This window comes from Chitinilyticum aquatile DSM 21506, from assembly GCF_000430805.1.
GTDB lineage: Bacteria > Pseudomonadota > Gammaproteobacteria > Burkholderiales > Chitinibacteraceae > Chitinilyticum > Chitinilyticum aquatile.
In genome coordinates this window covers 251,964-271,354 of sequence record NZ_AUMS01000001.1, presented here as the reverse complement: position 1 = coordinate 271,354, position 19,391 = coordinate 251,964, and the positions used below count along the sequence as shown (strand labels likewise).

Here is a 19,391-nt window from a genome sequence, read left to right as displayed (position 1 = left end):
GCTAGCGAAGGATACCCCTGGAGGACAGGGCAAAGAAATCAATAAAGGGCTGCAATGCGCTCTCACTGAGTGCCGCTTCCCGGATACTGGCTACGGCTTCGTCATAGCTCACGCCAGCACGATACAGCAGCTTATAGGCACGCTTGATGGCGAGGATCTGCTCTGCCGAGTAACCCCGCCGCTTCAAGCCTTCGCTATTAATCCCGCGCGCGATGGCCCGGTTGCCCTCGCAGATGGTAAAGGGGGGCAAATCCTGCACGATGATCGAGCCGCCGCCGGCCATTGCGTGCGCGCCAATCACACAGAATTGATGTACGGCGCTCAGACCGCCAAGAATTGCATAGTCGTGCACATGAACGTGTCCGCCCAGAGTGGCGCTATTGGCGAAAATGGTATGGCTGCCAATACGACAATCGTGCCCGATGTGTGCATAAGCCATCAGCCAGTTGTCGTCACCAATGCTGGTCAAGCCTTCATCTTGCGCTGTTCCCACTGCGACAGTGACGCTCTGGAAAAACGTGTTGCCATCCCCAATGGTCAGACGGGTCGGTTCATTGCGGTACTTTTTGTCCTGCGGCGCACAGCCGATCGAGGCGTGGGCATGGATAACATTATTCTCACCCAAGCTGGTGTGGCCATCGATAACGGCATGCGCACCGACCCGGCTGCCCGATCCGATCCGGACATGGTCGCCAATAATGGCATACGGCCCAATCTGCACATTATCACCCAGCTCTGCGCTGGAGCTGACAATGGCAGTAGGATGAATCATTGTTGTCATAGCTAAGCCGGTTATTTTTCGATGCTCATTGTGTCGATCAAGCCAGATCAACTTCCCGCTGCGCGCACATCAGATCGGCTTCTGCGGCAATGTCACCGTCCACCAGGGCTCGGGCGGTGTATTTCCAGATACCGCGTTTGCTGGCCACGATTTCAGCCTCCAGGATCAGTTGATCACCCGGCACGACCTGACGCTTGAAGCGCGCATTATCAATGCCCGCATAAAACAGGATGGTATTGGGAGAGGGCGCAGGTTCGATGCTCTTGAAGGTCAGTACCCCTGCAGCCTGAGCCAGCGCTTCAAGAATAAGCACTCCTGGCATGACCGGATAGGATGGAAAGTGTCCCTGGAAAAACGGCTCGTTGATGGTGACGTTCTTCAAGCCACGGATCGACTTGCCTACTTCGAGGTCAGTAACCCGGTCAATCAGCAAAAAAGGATAGCGATGCGGCAAATGCGCCATGATCGTGCGAATATCCATTGGTGTCATTTATTCACTCCCAGACTCATTATCGTCGTTCAACGACTTTTCAATTTTCTTCAGGCGTTTGGCAATATCATCCAGATTTCGCCAGTGCACCGTGTTGCGCAACCAGTTCGCATGCGGGATTGATGGAAGACCGCTGGCATAAACCCCGGGCTCCTTGATGTTGGAGCCGACCCCTGAGCCGCCCAGCAGGGTGACCCTGTCGGTGATTTGCAGGTGGCCGCTGATTTTGCACCCTCCACCGATCAGACAGTTCGCGCCGATTTCGGTAGACCCGGCAATACCAACGCAGGCAGCAATGGCGGTGTGCGCCCCGATCACCACATTGTGCGCAATCTGGACCAGGTTATCGATTCTGGCTCCCGCATTGATGATCGTGTCACTTGCGGCGCCGCGGTCTATGGTTGCGTTCGCACCGATCTCGACGTCATCGCCAATTACAACGCGACCGATTTGCGGGATTTTTTCCCAATGATCGCCTGCCCAAGCGTTCCCAAAACCATCCGAGCCGATAATGGCACCTGAATGGATGATGCAGCGATTGCCGATTACGCAATTTGCATAAATTACCACCCTCGGATAAAGCCGGACATTGCTTCCGATTGTGGTCCCCGGACCAATCGAGCTCCCGGAGCCAATGACACAATCGGCGCCGATGACTGCATCACGCTGGATATGCGCAAACGCTTCAATTTGCGCGGAAGGATCAATTTTTGCTCCAGGCTCGATTACTGCTGTCGGGTGGACACCTGGAACTACCGGTTCTGCGGGATGGAAAAGCTGCAATATTCTTGCAAAATAGAGCTGCGGATCCGGAAAGATGATCCTGGTGCCGTCAAATAGCCCGGAATCCTGTGCGCGCACAATCAGCAGCGAGGGTCGGCTTGATGCCAGCTGTTGTCTGTATTTGGCAGAAACCAGAAAAGTAACGTCACCCGTTGCTGCTTCAGCAAGCGGAGCACAACCGGAAACCTGAACATCTTCGCCACAGAGTTCACCGCCAAGTCTGCTGACCAGTTCATGCGCTGAGAATGATTTCGTCCCCATTACTTGTCAGCCAGCATCTTGATGATCTTGTCGGTAATATCCAGCTTTGGATTGCGATACACCGCATCCTGCAGGATGACGTCGAATTTTTCGGCTTCTGCAATCTGCCGGATCACTGCGTTGACTCGCTCCTGCATTCCCGCAAGCTCTTCGTTGCGGCGGGCATTCAAATCTTCATTGAATTCGCGCTGCATGCGCTGAAAATCCTGATTCAGCTTGATGAGGTCACGCTCTTTATTCTTGCGGTCAGCCTCGGCAAGGCCGCCTTTATCAAGAGCAGCCTGAAGTGCCTTGCCTTGGGCAGAAGCACGCTGCAACTCCTGCTTTCTGCCATCAAATTCTTTTTCAAGGCGCTTGGCGGCGCGTACCGCAGGTGACGACTCGCGCAAAACACGCTCGGTATCGACAAACCCGATTTTGACATCTGCGGCAAATGCGAAAGAGGATACCAGCAGGAAAAACGCAGAAAGCAACAAACGCATGGCTTTGTCCTATTAAAACACCTGACCCAGTTGGAACTGGAATTGTTCGGTCTTGTCACCGTCTTTCGAGTTCAGCGGGTAAGCATAAATCAGTTTGATGGGACCAATTGGCGAAACCCATGTAAAGCCGAAGCCAGTTGAGTAGCGCACTGCATTGCCATCTAGATCTTGGCCCGGCCCCCAAATACCGCCCGCATCCACAAATGCACTCAATCGCATTGACTGGTCATCTTTCATACCCGGCACAGGAATAAGGAACTCCAGGTTGTTCACAAAACGGCGATCACCCCCCATGCTGTCGCCATTGCTGTCCTGCGGCCCAAGACTGCCGGATTTGAAACCACGCACCGAGTTGACACCACCTGCGAAGAAGTTCTTATAGAATGGCAGCTCACCGTCACCATATCCATCTGCGTAGCCGAGCTCGAAATTCCACATGAATGTCAGAGATTCAAATGGCGAGTAGAAGAAACGATTCTGAAGATTAACCTTGTAGTATTCAATTTCCGACGGTGGGATGGCAATATCAGCGGCAACCTTGAACATGTTGCCTTTCTTGGGATAAATGACGGAGTCGCGCGAGTCGGATACAAAACTCAGCGAGGCTGTGTAGGTCTGATTGTCCGGCCCCCATTTTTTCACAAATTCATTGACGTGATTCGGGCTGTTCTGATTGGTCTTGATATCAAGATTTTCATAGTCGAAGCGGAATTGCAGACTGTTGTAATCGCTTACCGGCAAGCCAAAGGAAATGCCGCCACCCAAAGAGTCCGTAGTGTAATCGCCCTGCTCCAGGTCGTTCGCATTAGGGTCCGTTGACCGTTTGTAGACTCCCCATCCAAAAGAAACGCCATCCGGCGTGAAGTATGGATTAAGGACATTGAACGTATAGTTCTGGTCGGTCTGGCTGGTGTTCGCCTCGATCGTTACGCGTTTGCCGCTTCCGAGGAAGTTATTCTGGGAAAGGCTGGCCATCACAAGAAAGCCTTCGTCCTGGCCATACCCGGCACCGATGTTGAAATTGCCGGTTTTCTTTTCCGCCACCTTCACGTTCAGATCAACCTGGTCCACTGCATCAGGCACTACGGCAGTATCAAGATTGACTTCGCTGAAATAGTCAAGCTGCTGCAGACGCTCCTTGGAGCGCTTTATCTTGCCGAGGTCAAACTGTGCCGATTCAATTTGTCGCAATTCTCGCCGGATCACTTCATCCTTGGTCAGGGCGTTTCCGGAAATATTGATGTTGCGGACATAGGTTTTTTTGCCAGGATCAACGAAGAAAGTAAATCCTACCGTGTGCTTTTCCTTGTCGACATCCGGGACCGGGTTGACGTTGGCAAACGCATATCCTTGCTCGCCCAGCATCTCACTGATCCGGGCAACAGTTTTGTTGATTTTTTCACGTGAAAAGACATCGCCAGTGTTTATGGCAAGCAGAGGCTGCAGCTCTTCGTCGGGGATGGGATACTCACCCGCAAACTTCAGAGAGTTGATCGTATATCGCTCACCTTCACTGATGTTGATGGTGAGAAACATCTCGGTTTTGTCTTCAGCCAGAGAAACCTGAGTCGAGTTGATCGCGAAATCAAGATAGCCGCGATCCATATAGAAGGATTTCAGCTTTTCAAGGTCAGCAGTCATTTTCTGCTTGGAGTACTGGTCTGCTCGCGTGTACCAAGTCATCCAGCCCGAAGTTTCCAGCGACATTTTTCCGATCAGATCATCCTCGGAAAAAACCTTGCTGCCCACGATGTTGATCTGCTTGATCTGGGCAACATCGCCCTCGGAAATGTTCAGCTCGATGCCGACGCGATTGCGATCCAGCTTGGTGACGCTGGGCGTAATCAATACCGAGTAGCGCCCGCGCGCATAATATTGCTGCTTGAGTTCGTTGATTGCAGCATCAAGGGTATCCTGCTGGAAGATACGCCCTTCGGCGAGATTCTGACTTTTGAGGGCAGACTTGATCTGGTCTTTTTCCAGCAACTTGGCGCCGTTCACATTGATCTGGGCAACGGTCGGCCGCTCCTGAACCGTGATGATGATTGTATCTTTGTCAGTTTCAATGCGTACGTCATTGAAAAAGCCTGTGCCAAACAGGACTTTGATCGATTCGCGGGCCTTGGCATCGTCAAAACTCTCACCGACCTTGACCGGCAGATAATTGAAAACAGTGCCAGGGTCAGTACGCTGCAGGCCTTCAACCTTGATGTCCGCGACGGTGAACGCTTCAAATGCATGAGCAAATGGGGTACCCAGGGCTGCGACAAGCAGCATGATCATTGGTTTTAATTTCATCGTTCCGGTTCTTCTTGGCGATCAGCCAGTAATCAGGCGGTTAATGTCGTTATAAAAGGCCAGAGCCATCAGGCTGAGCAGCAGTGCCACTCCCAGACGCTGTCCCCACTCCATGCACCAAAGCGGTAGAGGACGACCTCTCAGCAACTCGGCGGTATGATACAGGAAATGCCCCCCATCAAGAACCGGCACAGGCAGCAGGTTCAGGATGGCCAGACTCAAGCTGATGAAGGCAATGAACTGTATGTAAGCAAGAAGCCCGATCGAGGCGCTTTGTCCTGCATATTCGGCAACACCAATCGGCCCGCTAACCTGCTTGAGCGACGCCTCACCGGTCAGCAACTGGCCAATCATTCGAATACTCAGCACCGACATCTGCCAGGTGTAGGCAGCCGAGCGCTGAACAGCCTCCAGCGGCCCGTTCCGGTCAACAAAGGTCAGTTTCTGATAGAGAACCGGGTCGGTACGAGGGCCTAGCCCGATACGCCCGAACTGCTTGCCGCCCTGCTGCACGCGCTCGGGTTGCAATTGCGTCGTCAGGGTTTCGCCCCGGCGTGAATAACTGATCGTCAGCGACTTTCCCGCTGATTGCTGGATCAGCTCGTGAAAAGCCTGCCAGCCTGCCAAGGGCTGCCCATCAATACTGAGAATGCGATCCCCTTCCTGCAGTCCGGCGCGATTTGCCGGGCCATCCTTGCTGACATGCCCCAGCAAGCCGGTCCAGGGCAGGATTTCAATCCCCAGGTTACGCAGCAAGCGGGCATCATAGGCAGCATCTCCCAGTCCGGCGAGATTCAGCAGCAGATTCGCCTCACCACCTGATGCGCGCTGAACTTGTACGGGCACACGCGCTTCACCAACATGGGCCAGCAATTGCATCTGCGCCATCTCCCAGCTTGCCACGGGAGTGCTTGCCACCGCCATCAGCCTGTCACCCGCACGCAAGTCGGATTGTTCCGCGACACTGCCTGCTTCAACCGCACCAACAAACGGACGCAGCGCTGTTTGCCCATGCATGAACACGCCTGCGAATAGAAGCCAGGCGAGCAGCAGGTTTGCCAGTGGTCCGGCTAATACAATCGCCATTTTCTGCAAGGGATGCTTGCTTGAAAAAGATGATGCCGGATCATGGAGTCCACCCCCTCCGTCCTCCGGCGACTCACCCTGCATCTGCACGAAGCCGCCAAGAGGAATCAGTGCAATCTGCCAGGTCGTACCGCCTCGCTGCCATTGCACTAACGGCTTGCCAAATCCGATGGAAAATTTCAGGACACGCACGCCGCAACGGCGTGCAACCCAGTAGTGGCCGTACTCGTGGAAAGTCACGAGTACGGCAATCATCAGGACGAACGCGCCCAGAGTCAGCATGTGCAGGTCGCCAACTCTTGCGAGGCAACACGCCGTGCCTCGCCATCTGCGGCAAGCAGCGACTCGATCGAGTCCGCCGGAAGGCAAGGCAATGCGCTCAGTGTTTTTTCAATCAAAACCGGAATATCCGTGAAGCGGATCTGCCCGGACAAAAAGGCTGCAACGGCGATTTCATTGGCGGCATTCAAAACGGCCGTCGCTGCGCCACCAGACTCCAGTGCGGCGAAAGCCAGTGCAAGACAGGGAAATCGCTGCAAGTCTGGTTCTTCAAAATCCAGTCGGCCAACCTCAAACAGATTAAGGGGCCTCACTCCGGTTTCGATACGGTGCGGGTATGCCAGGCCATAGGCAATCGGAATGCGCATATCGGGAGAACCCAGCTGCGCCAGAACCGAGCCATCCTGGTATTCGACCATTGAATGAACGACGCTTTGCGGATGCACTACGACCTGGATCTGTGATGCGGGGGCATTGAACAGCCAGTGCGCCTCGATCACTTCGAGCCCTTTGTTCATCATACTGGCCGAGTCGACTGAAATTTTCTGCCCCATCGACCAGTTGGGGTGGCGCACGGCCTCCTCTGGTGTAACGCGATGGAGGCTATCCAGACTGCGTGTCCGGAACGGGCCGCCAGAGGCTGTCAGCAGCAGCTTGGAGATACCTGCAGCTGCAAGTGAAGTGCGATAAGGATGCTCGCGGAATGCGATTGGCAGCACCTGGTAAATCGCATTGTGTTCGCTATCGATAGGCAGCAGTTCGGCGCCGGAATCCCGCACGGCATTCATGAACAGGCCCCCGGCCAGCACCAGCGTTTCCTTATTGGCGAGCAGTACGCGTTTTCCGGCCCTTGCCGCGGCAAGTGTCGCCGGCATGCCGGCCGAGCCGACAATCGCCGCCATGACGGTATCCACCTCGGGCAATGTTGCCACTCGTGTCAGCGCATCAGCACCGCACAGCACACAGGTGTCCGGTGCATGATCGGCAAGCATACCCTGCAAGCGATCGGCAGCCTGCTCGTCCAGCACGACGGCATAAGCAGGCTGATGGTCTATGCAGGCCTTGGCAAGCCGTTCGATTTGGCTGGAGCCGGTCAGGGCGACCACTTTGTACTGCTCCGGATGCCGGCTGATCACATCAAGGGTGCTGGTGCCAATACTGCCCGTTGCACCCAGGATGGTGATATGGCGAACTTGGACGGTCATGATTATTCTCAGTGGGAATAGGTTAGCAGCACGGAGAGTAGCTGGACGGCAGCAGCAACGGGCAGCAAGGCTAGCAGACTATCGACCCGGTCCAGAATGCCGCCATGCCCCGGCAACAGGTTGCTGCTGTCTTTCATGCCGGCCTGGCGCTTGAATAGCGACTCAAGCAGATCGCCAACCACACTGACGACCAGCAGCAGCAGGGCAAAAACAATCCAAATCAGCACCTGTACACCTTGCGATTGGGCCCACGGTAAAAAACCGAACAATAATACCTTCCCAGGTATTATGCTGATATACAAGGCTACAGCTAGGCTGGCGCCCCATACCCCCTCCCAGCTCTTCCCGGGGCTGATCAGAGGAGCCAGTTTTCTACGGCCAAATGCCTTGCCGGAAAAATAGGCCGCCGAATCGGCAACCCAGGCGATGGCGAGTATGGCCAGCAGGCTCCAGCCATTGCCGCGAAAGACAGCCAGTACCATGGTGGCTGGTGCAATCAGTGCCCAGCCGAGAAGAATGTTCAGATTACCCGCGGCACGAAGTTGCCATTTGTACCGCAACCAGAGCGGAGCCAGTACACACCAGAACGCTGTTGCCCCGATCAGCATGCCGAGCAAGGGGGCAACACCGGGACGCAGTGCGATAAATCCCGCTACCAGCAAGGCGGTTAAACCAGGATAAATCTGGCGCAGAACGCCCTTCAGGCCGGCAAGCCGTGCCCACTCCCAGGCAGCAAGGCCACTCAACAGCACACAGACAAGCGACCAAGCCGACGCCGGCAACCACAGAATGGCCGCCAGAAATACTGGCAGCAGCAGCAAAACAGTCAATATTCGGGTTTTTAGCATTGCATCAGGCCTGGTCAGGCGCCTCACTGGAAAGTTGCTCGCTGATTCGGCCGAAGCGCCGCTCGCGCCCTTGGTACCAGGACAGCGCCTGCAACAAGGCTGTGCGGTCAAAATCCGGCCAGGCCAGATCAGTAAAGTAGAGTTCGGTATAGGCCAGCTGCCAGATAAGGAAGTTGCTGATACGCTGCTCGCCGCCGGTACGTATGAAGAGATCAGGCTCGGGGGCATAAGCCATGGCGAGATAGGGAGCGAGGTCTTCTTCGGTCAGGCTGGTTGCGCAGGCAGGATTTGCCGCCAGCAGCTGCCGGGTGGCATTCATGATGTCCCAGCGGCCACCGTAATCGGCGGCCACGGTGAGCGTCAGGCCATCGTTGCCCGCCGTACCCGCTTCTGCCGCCTCGATCAGCATGACCAGTTCCGGAGAAAAACGCGCGCGGTCGCCAATAATCTTCAGGCGAATGTTGTTGCGCTTCATTTTTTCCACTTCGGTCTGCAGTGCCTGCAGGAAAAGCCCCATCAGAAAGCTGACCTCATCCGGAGGGCGCCGCCAGTTTTCACTGGAAAAGGCGAACACGGTCACGAAGCGCACACCGAGTTCGTCGCAGGCACGAACCACATCGCGCAGCGTCTCGACGCCCTTCTTGTGGCCAAATACCCGCGGCATCAGACGCTTTTTGGCCCAGCGGCCATTGCCATCCATGATGATGGCAATGTGCCTGGGTACCGGGCCGATTTCCTCAGGCACAGCCCGGGTCGTACTGGAGAACAACGCCATTGCAGTCCTAGCCTTAAACAGCCATCAATTCCTTTTCTTTTTCGGCCAGCTGCTTGTCGATTTCGGCAACGTACTTGTCTGTCAGCTTCTGGATTTCATCCTGACCACGGCGCTCGTCGTCCTCGGAAATATCCTTGTCCTTCAGGAGTCGCTTCAGTTGCTCATTGCCATCACGACGAACGTTGCGAACGGCTACACGAGCCTCTTCTGCCTCGCCACGAACCACCTTCACCAGATCACGGCGGCGTTCTTCTGTCAGCATCGGCATCGGAACGCGGATCAAATCACCGTTGGTGGCCGGATTCAGTCCGAGGTCGGCATCGCGGATGGCCTTCTCGATCTTGCCCACCATGTTTTTTTCCCACGGTTGCACAGCCAGCGTGCGAGCATCCGAAGCAGTCACGTTGGCGACCTGGCCAAGAGCGACCATGCTGCCGTAATACTCAACCTGCACCTGATCCAGAAAACCCGGATGAGCGCGGCCGGTACGAACCTTGCCAAGATTGGTTTTCAGGGTTTCGACCGATTTCTGCATTTTGTTTTCGGTATTTTGCTTGATTTCTGCAATCATTCTCTGTTCCTCGCAACAACAAAAACAGGCGGCCCTTGCCGCCTGTCAGCATACGGACACTCAAGCTCAGCAGTGTACCAGTGTGCCCTCGTCTTCCCCAAGCACTACGCGCTTTAGAGCGCCCTGCTTGAAGATGCTGAACACGCACAGATTCATTTTCTGGTCGCGGCACAGGGCAAACGCAGTGGCATCCATGACCTTCAGATTGCGACCGATTGCCTCGTCAAAAGTGAGGGTGTGGTAGCGCACCGCATCGGCGTTCTTTTTCGGATCATCGGTATAAACGCCATCAACCTTGGTGGCCTTCAGTACGATGTCTGCACCCATTTCCATGCCGCGCAGCGCCGCTGCGGTATCGGTAGTAAAGAAAGGATTGCCGGTGCCGGCACCAAAGATGACCACCTTGTTTTCTTCCAGATAGCGGATCGCCTTGCCGCGAACATAGGGCTCGGCAACCTGCTGGATGGTCAGCGCGGACTGGACACGGGAAATGATGCCGGCGTGACGCATGGCATCCTGCAAGGCCAGTGCATTCATGACGGTTGCCAGCATACCCATGTAATCAGCCGTGGCGCGGTCCATCCCCGCGGCAGCCGGAGCCACGCCACGGAAAATATTGCCGCCACCGATCACTACGGCCACCTGGACACCAAGATCAACCACCGATTTCACTTCCTGCACAATGCGCTCGATGGTGGCACGATTGATGCCGTAGCTATCATCGCCCATCAGCGCCTCACCGGAGAGTTTCAGCAAAATGCGTTGGTACTTGGGTGCTTGGCTCATGTGATTGTCCTCGTTCTAATTGGGTATATCTGATGGAATGGCGCGTACACAAACGCCGCGCGTGACCGCGCGGCGTTATCTTTACTACATATAGCTCAAAAATCAGAGCTTGGCTGCGGCAGCAACTTCGGCTGCGTAATCCACAACCTTCTTCTCGATGCCTTCACCGACAACCAGCATCGCAAACTGGTTGATCTTGGCGGACTTGGACTTGATCAGCTGTTCGATGGTTTGCTTGCCATCTTCGGCCTTCACGAAGACCTGATTCAGCAGGGTCACTTCCTTCAGGAACTTCTGTACGGTGCCCTCGGCGATCTTTTCCAGCATTTCTGCGGGCTTGCCGGCTTCCTTGGCGCGTTCGATGGCAACGCGGCGCTCGGTTTCGATCAGCTCGGCATCAACACCGGAAGCGTCCAGCGCCTTCGGCTTGCTGGCAGCGATGTGCATGGCCAGATCCTTGCCCAGCAGCTCGTCGCCGCCTTCAAGGTCAACCAGAACACCGATCTTGGCGCCGTGCAGGTAGGCAGCCAGATGGCCTTCGGTGGTGTAGCGCACGAAACGGCGCAGGGTCATGTTTTCACCCAGCTTGGCGATGATGGCCTTGCGCAGGTCTTCCACGGTTTCGCCGGAGTCGGTCTTGGCTGCAGCCAGTTCTTCGACGTTGGCCGGGTTGGCATCAACCACAGCCTTGGCTACGGTACGGGCAAAAGCTGCAAAACCTTCATCCTTGCCAACAAAGTCGGTTTCACAGTTGACTTCGACGATGGCGCCGGTTTTCTTGTCATCGGTGATGAACGCAACAACAACGCCTTCTGCGGCGGTGCGGCCAGCCATCTTGGAGGCCTTGTTGCCGGACTTGATGCGCAGCAGCTCTTCAGCCTTGGCCACGTCACCTTCGGTTTCAACCAGAGCCTTCTTGCACTCCATCATGCCCAGGCCAGTCAGCTCGCGCAGCTCGGCAACCATCTTTGCGGTGATATCCGCCATGATCCATCTCCAAAATTCGGGTTAATCAGTGTAGTCGGCAGTCATTACGATTCGACTGCACAACAAGAATTCTTACCTTGCGAAAAAGGGGCTGTTCGCCCCTTTTTCTTTACCGGCATTCAGGCCAATCAGGCTGCGGAGCCTTCTTCGCTGGCAGCAGCTGCTGCAACGATTTCCTGAACCGCCTGGTTGCGGCCTTCCAGGATCGCATCAGCGATGCCACGGGCATACAGGCGGATGGCGCGGGACGAATCGTCGTTACCCGGGATCACGTAGTCGATGCCTTCCGGATTGTTGTTGGTATCAACAACACCGATAACCGGGATGCCCAGCTTCTTGGCTTCAACGATGGTGCCCTTCTGGTAACCGGTGTCGATCACGAAGATCGCGTCCGGCAGACCGCCCATGTCCTTGATACCACCGAGCGAACGCTCGAGCTTCTCAACTTCGCGGGTCATGTCCAGCAGCTCTTTCTTGCCATAGCCACCGTTTTCATCGGCCAGCACGGCCTTCATGTCGTTCAGGCGCTTGATGGATTGCTTAACCGTCTTGTAGTTGGTCAGCATGCCACCCAGCCAGCGGTGATCGACAAACGGAGCGCCTGCGCGTTGAGCTTCTTCAGCCACGATTTCGCGGGCAGCACGCTTGGTGCCGACAAACAGGATGTTGCCCTTGTTGGCGGACAGACGGCGCACGAAAGTCAGTGCGTCGTTGAACATCGGCAGGGTTTTTTCCAGGTTGATGATGTGAATCTTGTTGCGAGCGCCGAAGATGTATTGGCCCATCTTCGGGTTCCAGTAACGGGTTTGGTGGCCGAAGTGAACGCCGGCTTCCAGCATATCGCGCATGCTAATGGACATCTAAAACTCTCCAATTTGTCACAAGGTTAGGACTACCTTCCGCAGGAACGCTCAGCACATCAGCACGGCGCACCCGTGACGGTACGGAAGGGAGATTGACCCGCACCCGAACCATTCGAGCGCGGAAAACGGCGGATTATACGCCGGCGGGGGCGGGAATTTCAAGGTGTGCCACACACCTTTTCATCCAGCGCGCGGCACAGGCTCTCGATCCGCCAGCGGCTTTCCCTTTCCAGCGCCAGATTCCCGGTTGCACTGGCAATTGCCAGCTGCAGCCGATAATCATCGAGCAACCAGAGTGGCTCGCCGATTTGCCGGTCAATCACCAGCGCATCACCCAGCGCCGGCAAGGCCTGCAGGGCCCGCCCCATGGCGAGCAGTGCTTCCGCACGAGTTCGCAGGGCATGGCTGCGCTCGGCCAGAGCGAGCTCGGATTGCAGCAGAACACCGTCGGCAATCTGAAGGGCCCGCACCGGGTCCTGCTGCTGCAAGGCCAGCCGTGCCTCGACATTGCGGATTGCCGGCTGCCACGCGCACGCTGTGCTGCTGCAGAACGATGCAGCTCCGGCAATGGCTGCGGCCACATCAACACCCTGGATGCGCAAACCTGCCCGTGCCAGCAACAATGCGGCCTGCGCCCTTTGTTCATCAGAGTAGAGGGTATTTTCCCGTAGCCCTTTCAGACCAATGGCTGCAGCCTGATACTCCCCGTTCCTTATCAACAGCTGGGCCAGTCCCAGTTGCGCTCGCCCCTGCGCTTCCCAGTCATCCTGCAACCTGGCAAGCTGAATCGCGCTCTGCCATTGTTGTGCTGCCACTGTCGGGCGCCCTTGCCGCTCGGCCTCTAGTGCCCGCTGCACAGCCTGCCTTTGCCGGGACGTCTGTACAGACATTTCAGATTGCGGGCTTCCGGCGCAGCCGGCCAGCAGCAAGATGGGAATCAGCCATTTCATGGGCGACTCTCCGGAATGAATTCATTGCCGGGAGGTGGTGGTAGCATGGAGCGCAAAGGCCAGCTCTGCTGGACGCCCTGCAGGGTGTAATCCGCGTCGTACAGAAGATTGTCGGCATTGCGCAATATGCCGGGCATCTGCGGCGCCACCTGCTCGGAAGTCCGGCGCAGGGTCTGCATGGTTGCACTGGCATCAGCCGCTGTCTGCTGCAAGCTGCGCACTCCTGATGCTGCATCCGCTAGCATCGCCGGTAGATGCTGCTGTACTTCGGCCGCCATTGCATCAGCGCGCAGCAGCAGTTCGCGCGTTTGGACGAGCGTTTGCCGAACATCCTTGTCAGCCAGCGTATTCACATTGGCCAGCAGGGCATCAAGCTGTTTGCGGGTTTCGCGCATTTCGGCCGTCATCGTCTGGATATTGGCCACTGTCTTGCGCACATCCCCTTGCGGGTCGTTCACATAAAGCATGCTCTTCTGGAATTCATCCAGCAGTGGCAGTGTGCGGTTGCGCAAATCCTGTGCGATGTCGGCAAAACTCATGGCCGGCACGAAAGTCAGCACACCGTCCTCGGCCAGCGGCGCAGCCTTGGCGGAACCTCCGGCAATCTCGATGAAATGGTCTCCAACGAGTCCATCCTGCTGCAGGATGGCCAGCGCATCGGTTTTTACCCACTTCATGTAGCGGGTTTCGATCAGCAATTCGACATCGACTCTGGCCTCGCTATTGAGCTGTACCTCATCGATAACTCCAATCCGGAAACCGGAAAGACGCACCTGCAGGCCTGGAAGAAGGCCGGTGCCATTTTCGGCGACCAGATGGACGCGGGTCTTGTGCTCGAAAAGACCACTGCGCTCACCCAGGAAGGCAGCCAGAGCCAGCAGCATAATCAACAGGGCAAAACCGGTCAGGCCGACCCGCCACCCCAGGAACCGGAAACGTGGATCACGGTCACGCATCAACGCCAGCGTCATTTCTTCATACCTTGTAATGAATCTGCGGATAAAGCTGCGGCGAACTCCTGCTCGTCGGCATAGGCACGAAATCCGGCCGGCACTTCGTGATGAGCCACCACCAGAATTGGCAGCTTCGGTGCACACGCATTCAGCAGCTGGGCCAGCTCGCACTTTTGCGAGACCTGCCGCCACCAGTCTGCATCAGCCATCAGCAACAAGGGGTTTGCCAGCAAGCCACGCATCAGCTGAGCCAGTCGACGATCTGCGGCACTGAGGGCTTGCGGCAGACTGGCGACAAAATTCTGAATGCGTTCATCATCCCAGCCCAGCGGCTCCAGCATGCGCAGCAAATGCGGCTCAAGCTGCGCGGGGTCTTGCCCGAGATGGTACCACGCAGGTAGAGCCAGGTTTTCCCAGATCCGCAAATTGCTGATCAGTACGGCGCGCCCTTCCTGAACGCTGACATAGCCGCCACTTTGCTTGCGCCAGTGGGCAGCGAGCCGGTCGATATGCTGTTCAACCGATTCGTGGGCTGCAACCTGCAGCCAGAACAACGGCGGGGTTTCAGCACTCATCCGATAATCGCCCACAACAGATCCAGCACGAAAAGCGCTCCCATTCCGTGCATGACGGCCATTGATGTTGCACGCGGGACTTCAGTGGGCAGCGGAGCGACAGAAAGTCCGGCGCGACAGGCCAGAACAGCGGCAGCCAGCCCGAACGACAATGCCTTCGCGGGCAGCAAGAGTACCGCACTCCAGGAAAGTACCCGTTCCAGCGTGATCAATTGGTAACTGATATTGCTGCCGGCGGCCACGATCAGCCCCCCGGTCAGCGCCGCCAGCGCCATGCAGCAAGACAGCAGGACACACGCAAGCGCCATGCCGGCTACGCGCGGCAGCAGGAGGTAAGCGGCAATATCGATATCCATCAGCCGCAGGGAGCGAAATTCGCCATGCATGCGCATATTGGCCAGTTCGCTGGCTACGGCGGACGAAGAGCGCGCGATCATCACCAGCCCTGCCAGCAAGGGGGCGAATTCGGCAAAGGTCAGCGAACCCAGCAGGCGCAAGGCCGTATCCCGGCTTTGCCCATACTCGACATGCAGCAGCACGACAATGATGGCACCCAGCGCAAAACCGATCAGTGCCACCAGCAGATAGGCCTCATTGGCGGTGAAATAGAGCTGTTTCAGAAGAATGCGCCGGACCGGCTGCATGCGCAGCGCCGGCAACTTCCGCCAGACAGACCACATTGAAATGGACGCATCGGTATTCTGCAAACCCCAACTCCGGCAGGCGCTATATAATTTGCCCATTTTATACCGAGTACGCCTGCAGATGTCGCCACTCGCTTTCCTGATGATCGGGCTTGGAGCCGCTGCCGGAGCCTGGCTGCGCTGGCTGCTGAGCATCTGGATCAATCCCTTCTTCCCGACCATACCTCTTGGCACCCTTGCCGCAAATCTGCTTGGTGGCTACCTGATGGGGGTTGCTCTTGGCGCCTTCCAGCACTGGCCGGCACTGAGCCCCGAACTGCGCCTGTTGATCACCACCGGTTTTCTGGGAGGCTTGACGACGTTTTCCACGTTCTCGGCCGAAACCACCACCCTGCTCCTGCGACAGCAATACGCCTGGTGCGCTTCTGCCATAGTCATGCATGTTGCTGGCTCCCTGCTGATGACCTGGCTGGGCCTGCTTTCCATCAACCACCTGCTTCAGCGAGGCTGAACATGGAATTACTGCGCTTTTATGTCCAGCAAAACCAGCGGCACGCGGGCATGCCCATTTACGAATGGCTGCTAAAAGAGGCCCACACGCTGGGTGCATCAGGTGGAACAGCATTTCACGCTCTGGCCGGTTTTGGTCGACACGGCTGGCACAGCCAGTCCTTTTTCGAGCTGGCCGGCGATGTCCCGGTTGCCGTCGAAATCATAGCCGCCCCCGAGTTGCAGGATGTCCTGTTACAAGTTATCCGTACAGCGAAGCTGAACCTGCCCTGGCTGCGAGTTCCTGTTCAGCATGGCTACACGGGTCAAGACACTTAATACCGCTATGGTGCTTATTGTTTTTTTCGATTAGCACCCCATAGTCATACTCAACTAGACTATCGCCAATTTTCAGACCGGTGCAGTATTGCTCCGGCTTTTGCATGCCATTCAGGAGGAGTTTTCATGGCCAGTATCCATCATCCGCTGCTGATTCTCGGCTCCGGCCCTGCCGGCTATACCGCTGCCGTTTACGCAGCTCGCGCCAACCTCAAACCGGTGCTCATCACCGGCATGGCACAAGGTGGCCAGCTGATGACCACCACCGAAGTGGACAACTGGCCTGCCGATGCCGATGGCGTGCAGGGGCCGGAACTGATGGCGCGCTTTGAAAAGCATGCCCGCCGTTTCGGCACCGAAATCATTTTCGACCATATCCACACAGTCGACCTCAAGTCCAGCCCGAAAAAGCTGATTGGCGATGCCGGCGAATACACCTGCGATGCACTCATTATCGCTACCGGTGCGTCTGCCCAGTATCTCGGCCTGCCGAGCGAAGAAGCCTTCTCGGGTCGTGGCGTTTCTGCCTGCGCAACCTGCGACGGCTTTTTCTATCGCGGCCAGAAAGTCGCAGTGGTGGGTGGCGGCAACACCGCCGTTGAAGAGGCTCTGTATCTGGCCAACATCGCCGAGCACGTCACACTGATCCATCGCCGCGACACCTTCCGCGCCGAAAAGATCATGGTCGATCACCTGATGGAAAAGGTTGAGGCTGGCAAGATCAGCCTGGCACTCAACAGCACGCTGGATGAAGTACTGGGCGACAGCAGCGGCGTCACCGGTGTGCGCCTGAAATCCACCAGCGACGGCAGCACCCGTGAACTGGCACTGACTGGTGTGTTCATCGCCATCGGTCACAAGCCGAATACCGACATTTTCAAGGGCCAGCTCGACATGGACGAAACCGGCTACCTGATCACCAAGGGCGGTCGTGACGGCAATGCCACTGCCACCAGCGTCGCGGGCGTGTTTGCTGCCGGTGACGTACAGGACCACATCTATCGTCAGGCCGTAACCAGCGCAGCTTCCGGCTGCCAGGCGGCACTGGATGCGGACCGTTACCTGGAAAGCCTGCGCTAAGCAGAAGGCAAACCGGTGCAAAAAACCCGCCGCGGCGGGTTTTTTGCTGTCAATCCAAATAATACCCGTGATGGTATTTATACAGGAGCTTTTATATAAAGATGCTGCATGCATATACCCCGCATCATAATTCCATCGGTGCGCTGATCCAGATCAGATCGACGCCATTGGCCGGGGTGGCGAAATCCTGAATGGTTACATTCCGATACAGGCAGGCAAACTGCAGGAAACCGGATATTGCCCACAGGAGCCCGCATGCCCCACAGTCACGTTCTTGAGCCCACCCCCGCCAGGCCCGCCTCGCTGACCAATCGCCTGCTCGATGGCATCGAGCGGGTTGGCAACGCCCTGCCCGATCCCGTCACGTTATTTGTACTGCTTTGCCTGGTCGTCGTACTGGGCAGTCACTGGGCAGCAAGTACCGGCATGAGCGTCATCAAGCCGGGCACTGACGACGTGATCACGCCGGTGTCGCTGCTCAGCGCCGCCACCCTGCAGCAATGGCTGGTCGACGCCCCGAAACATTTCGCCACCTTTCCGCCACTCGCTACCGTGCTGGTGGCTCTGATCGGGGTCGGCGTTGCCGAGCGCAGCGGACTGCTGGGCACCGTCCTCGCCCGTATTGTCATGTGCGCACCGCGGCGACTGATGACCCCGATTGTCGTGCTGGTCGGCATCATGTCGAACCTTGCCTCCGACGTCGGCTATGTGGTCGTCATTCCGCTGGCCGCCATGATCTTCGCCAGCGCCGGCCGCCACCCGCTGGCCGGGCTCGCGGCGGCCTTTGCCGGTACATCGGCGGGTTTTTCGGCCAATCTGCTGGTATCCACGCTTGATCCCTTGCTGGGCGGGCTGACCGAAGCCGCCGCACACCTGATCGACCCGGCCTGGCAAGTCAGCGCCCTGGCCAATTACTACTTCATGGCCGCATCAGCCATCGCCCTGACGGCTGTTGCCTGGTATGTCACCGACCGGATCGTCGAGCCACGCCTGCCTCAATGGCAGGGCAACGCAAGCGCAGCCGATACGCCGCAAGCCGATGCGGCAAGCCGTGCAGCCGAACAGCGCGGCCTGCGTGCGGCGGGGCTGGTCGCCCTGCTGACCACCGGCCTGCTGCTGGCCCTGTGGCTGCCCGAAGGCGGCATCCTGCGCGACCCGGTCAAGGGTACGCTGCTGCCCTCGCCTTTCATTAACGGCATCGTCGTGGTCATCATGGTGGTTTTCCTCCTGCCCGGCATTGCCTATGGGCTGGCAGCCGGCAGCATAAGCAACGACCGCGACGTTGCACGCGCCATGGGTGATTCACTCTCCGAAATGGGCTACTACCTGGTGATGGTGTTCTTCGCGGCACAGTTCATCGCCCTGTTCGGCCAGAGCAAGCTGGGCGTACTGCTGGCCGTCAACGGCGCAGAGGCCATCAGTGCCAGCGGCCTTTCCGGCATGCCGTTGCTGCTGACCTTCGTGCTCTTCACCGCCGCAGTCAATCTGGTCATCGGTTCTGCCTCGGCCAAATGGGCCTTGCTCGCGCCGATTTTCGTGCCAATGCTGATGCTGCTGGGCTTCACCCCGGAAGCCACCCAGCTGGCCTACCGCATTGGTGATTCGGTCAGCAACATCATCAGCCCGATGATGGTGTATTTCCCGATCGTGCTGGTTATGGCCAAGCGTTACCTTCCCGAATATGGCCTCGGCAGCCTGATCACCCTGATGCTGCCGTATTCGCTCGCCTTTACGCTGGCTTGGTCACTGCTGATGACGGTATGGATCGGTCTGGACATCCCGATCGGCCCCGGGATTGCCATCCATCTGCCGGCAGCACTGCACTAAACGTAAATACCGTAAAAACAAAAAGCGCCTTGAAGGCGC

21 protein-coding genes are annotated in these 19,391 nt (G+C 57.1%); 4 read left to right on the top strand and 17 right to left on the bottom strand.

Annotation, left to right across the window (positions count from 1 at the left end; genetic code table 11):
• Position 1: 1 nt before the first annotated feature.
• The 17 genes from lpxA to H559_RS0101245 all read right to left on the bottom strand — a co-directional run bounded on the left by lpxA (position 2) and on the right by H559_RS0101245 (position 15,617).
• Positions 2–832: an acyl-ACP--UDP-N-acetylglucosamine O-acyltransferase gene (lpxA, locus tag H559_RS0101325; protein ID WP_308417164.1), complete on the bottom strand. Its 831-nt coding sequence runs from the start codon at positions 830–832 to the stop codon at positions 2–4.
• Entirely contained in the window at positions 819–1,271 is a 453-nt protein-coding gene (gene fabZ, locus H559_RS0101320) for a 3-hydroxyacyl-ACP dehydratase FabZ (protein WP_245579314.1), read from the bottom strand. The genes lpxA and fabZ overlap by 14 nt, the downstream gene beginning before the upstream one ends.
• On the bottom strand, positions 1,272–2,315 hold the full coding sequence (lpxD, locus tag H559_RS0101315) for a UDP-3-O-(3-hydroxymyristoyl)glucosamine N-acyltransferase (protein ID WP_028451196.1): 1,044 nt from the start codon (positions 2,313–2,315) through the stop codon (positions 1,272–1,274).
• Entirely contained in the window at positions 2,315–2,797 is a 483-nt protein-coding gene (locus H559_RS0101310) for an OmpH/Skp family outer membrane protein (protein ID WP_028451195.1), read from the bottom strand. Before H559_RS0101310 ends, lpxD begins: the two co-directional genes overlap by 1 nt.
• A gap of 12 nt (positions 2,798–2,809) precedes the next feature.
• A complete protein-coding gene (gene bamA, locus H559_RS0101305) occupies positions 2,810–5,095 on the bottom strand; it encodes an outer membrane protein assembly factor BamA (protein ID WP_028451194.1) in 2,286 nt (761 codons plus the stop codon).
• A 21-nt stretch (positions 5,096–5,116) separates the two neighbouring features.
• Positions 5,117–6,463 carry an RIP metalloprotease RseP gene (gene rseP, locus H559_RS0101300; RefSeq protein WP_028451193.1) on the bottom strand — a complete coding sequence of 449 codons (1,347 nt, stop codon included), beginning with the start codon at positions 6,461–6,463 and terminating at the stop codon, positions 5,117–5,119.
• Positions 6,457–7,665, bottom strand: coding sequence for a 1-deoxy-D-xylulose-5-phosphate reductoisomerase (gene ispC, locus H559_RS0101295; RefSeq protein WP_028451192.1), 1,209 nt, complete (start codon positions 7,663–7,665; stop codon positions 6,457–6,459). The genes rseP and ispC overlap by 7 nt, the downstream gene beginning before the upstream one ends.
• A gap of 8 nt (positions 7,666–7,673) precedes the next feature.
• Positions 7,674–8,513, bottom strand: coding sequence for a phosphatidate cytidylyltransferase (locus H559_RS0101290; protein WP_028451191.1), 840 nt, complete (start codon positions 8,511–8,513; stop codon positions 7,674–7,676).
• 4 nt (positions 8,514–8,517) lie between these two features.
• Positions 8,518–9,288 carry a polyprenyl diphosphate synthase gene (gene uppS / locus H559_RS0101285; protein WP_028451190.1) on the bottom strand — a complete coding sequence of 257 codons (771 nt, stop codon included), beginning with the start codon at positions 9,286–9,288 and terminating at the stop codon, positions 8,518–8,520.
• Between the two features lie 13 nt (positions 9,289–9,301).
• Positions 9,302–9,859: a ribosome recycling factor gene (gene frr, locus H559_RS0101280; protein WP_028451189.1), complete on the bottom strand. Its 558-nt coding sequence runs from the start codon at positions 9,857–9,859 to the stop codon at positions 9,302–9,304.
• Positions 9,860–9,925: 66 nt separating this feature from the next.
• On the bottom strand, positions 9,926–10,645 hold the full coding sequence (pyrH, locus tag H559_RS0101275; protein WP_028451188.1) for a UMP kinase: 720 nt from the start codon (positions 10,643–10,645) through the stop codon (positions 9,926–9,928).
• A gap of 102 nt (positions 10,646–10,747) precedes the next feature.
• Entirely contained in the window at positions 10,748–11,632 is an 885-nt protein-coding gene (tsf, locus tag H559_RS0101270; RefSeq protein ID WP_028451187.1) for a translation elongation factor Ts, read from the bottom strand.
• Positions 11,633–11,760: 128 nt separating this feature from the next.
• Positions 11,761–12,492, bottom strand: a complete 732-nt coding sequence (gene rpsB, locus H559_RS0101265; RefSeq protein ID WP_028451186.1) for a 30S ribosomal protein S2 — start codon at positions 12,490–12,492, stop codon at positions 11,761–11,763.
• 161 nt (positions 12,493–12,653) lie between these two features.
• A complete protein-coding gene (locus H559_RS0101260; RefSeq protein ID WP_028451185.1) occupies positions 12,654–13,445 on the bottom strand; it encodes a hypothetical protein in 792 nt (263 codons plus the stop codon).
• A complete protein-coding gene (locus H559_RS0101255) occupies positions 13,442–14,416 on the bottom strand; it encodes an MlaD family protein (protein WP_028451184.1) in 975 nt (324 codons plus the stop codon). The genes H559_RS0101260 and H559_RS0101255 overlap by 4 nt, the downstream gene beginning before the upstream one ends.
• A complete protein-coding gene (locus H559_RS0101250) occupies positions 14,413–14,973 on the bottom strand; it encodes a hypothetical protein (RefSeq protein WP_028451183.1) in 561 nt (186 codons plus the stop codon). The genes H559_RS0101255 and H559_RS0101250 overlap by 4 nt, the downstream gene beginning before the upstream one ends.
• Positions 14,970–15,617 carry an ABC transporter permease gene (locus tag H559_RS0101245; RefSeq protein WP_028451182.1) on the bottom strand — a complete coding sequence of 216 codons (648 nt, stop codon included), beginning with the start codon at positions 15,615–15,617 and terminating at the stop codon, positions 14,970–14,972. Before H559_RS0101245 ends, H559_RS0101250 begins: the two co-directional genes overlap by 4 nt.
• A gap of 121 nt (positions 15,618–15,738) precedes the next feature.
• On the opposite strand from H559_RS0101245, the gene crcB reads away from it, so the two are divergent.
• The 4 genes from crcB to H559_RS0101225 all read left to right on the top strand — a co-directional run bounded on the left by crcB (position 15,739) and on the right by H559_RS0101225 (position 19,352).
• Positions 15,739–16,128 carry a fluoride efflux transporter CrcB gene (crcB, locus tag H559_RS0101240; protein ID WP_028451181.1) on the top strand — a complete coding sequence of 130 codons (390 nt, stop codon included), beginning with the start codon at positions 15,739–15,741 and terminating at the stop codon, positions 16,126–16,128.
• A gap of 2 nt (positions 16,129–16,130) precedes the next feature.
• The gene (locus H559_RS0101235) at positions 16,131–16,445 is read left to right on the top strand and encodes a DUF190 domain-containing protein (protein WP_155845242.1); all 315 of its coding nucleotides are present in this window, start codon (positions 16,131–16,133) and stop codon (positions 16,443–16,445) included.
• 126 nt (positions 16,446–16,571) lie between these two features.
• Positions 16,572–17,525, top strand: a complete 954-nt coding sequence (trxB, locus tag H559_RS0101230; RefSeq protein ID WP_028451179.1) for a thioredoxin-disulfide reductase — start codon at positions 16,572–16,574, stop codon at positions 17,523–17,525.
• A 255-nt stretch (positions 17,526–17,780) separates the two neighbouring features.
• Positions 17,781–19,352 carry an AbgT family transporter gene (locus tag H559_RS0101225; protein ID WP_051278795.1) on the top strand — a complete coding sequence of 524 codons (1,572 nt, stop codon included), beginning with the start codon at positions 17,781–17,783 and terminating at the stop codon, positions 19,350–19,352.
• The last annotated feature ends 39 nt before the right edge of the window (positions 19,353–19,391 follow it).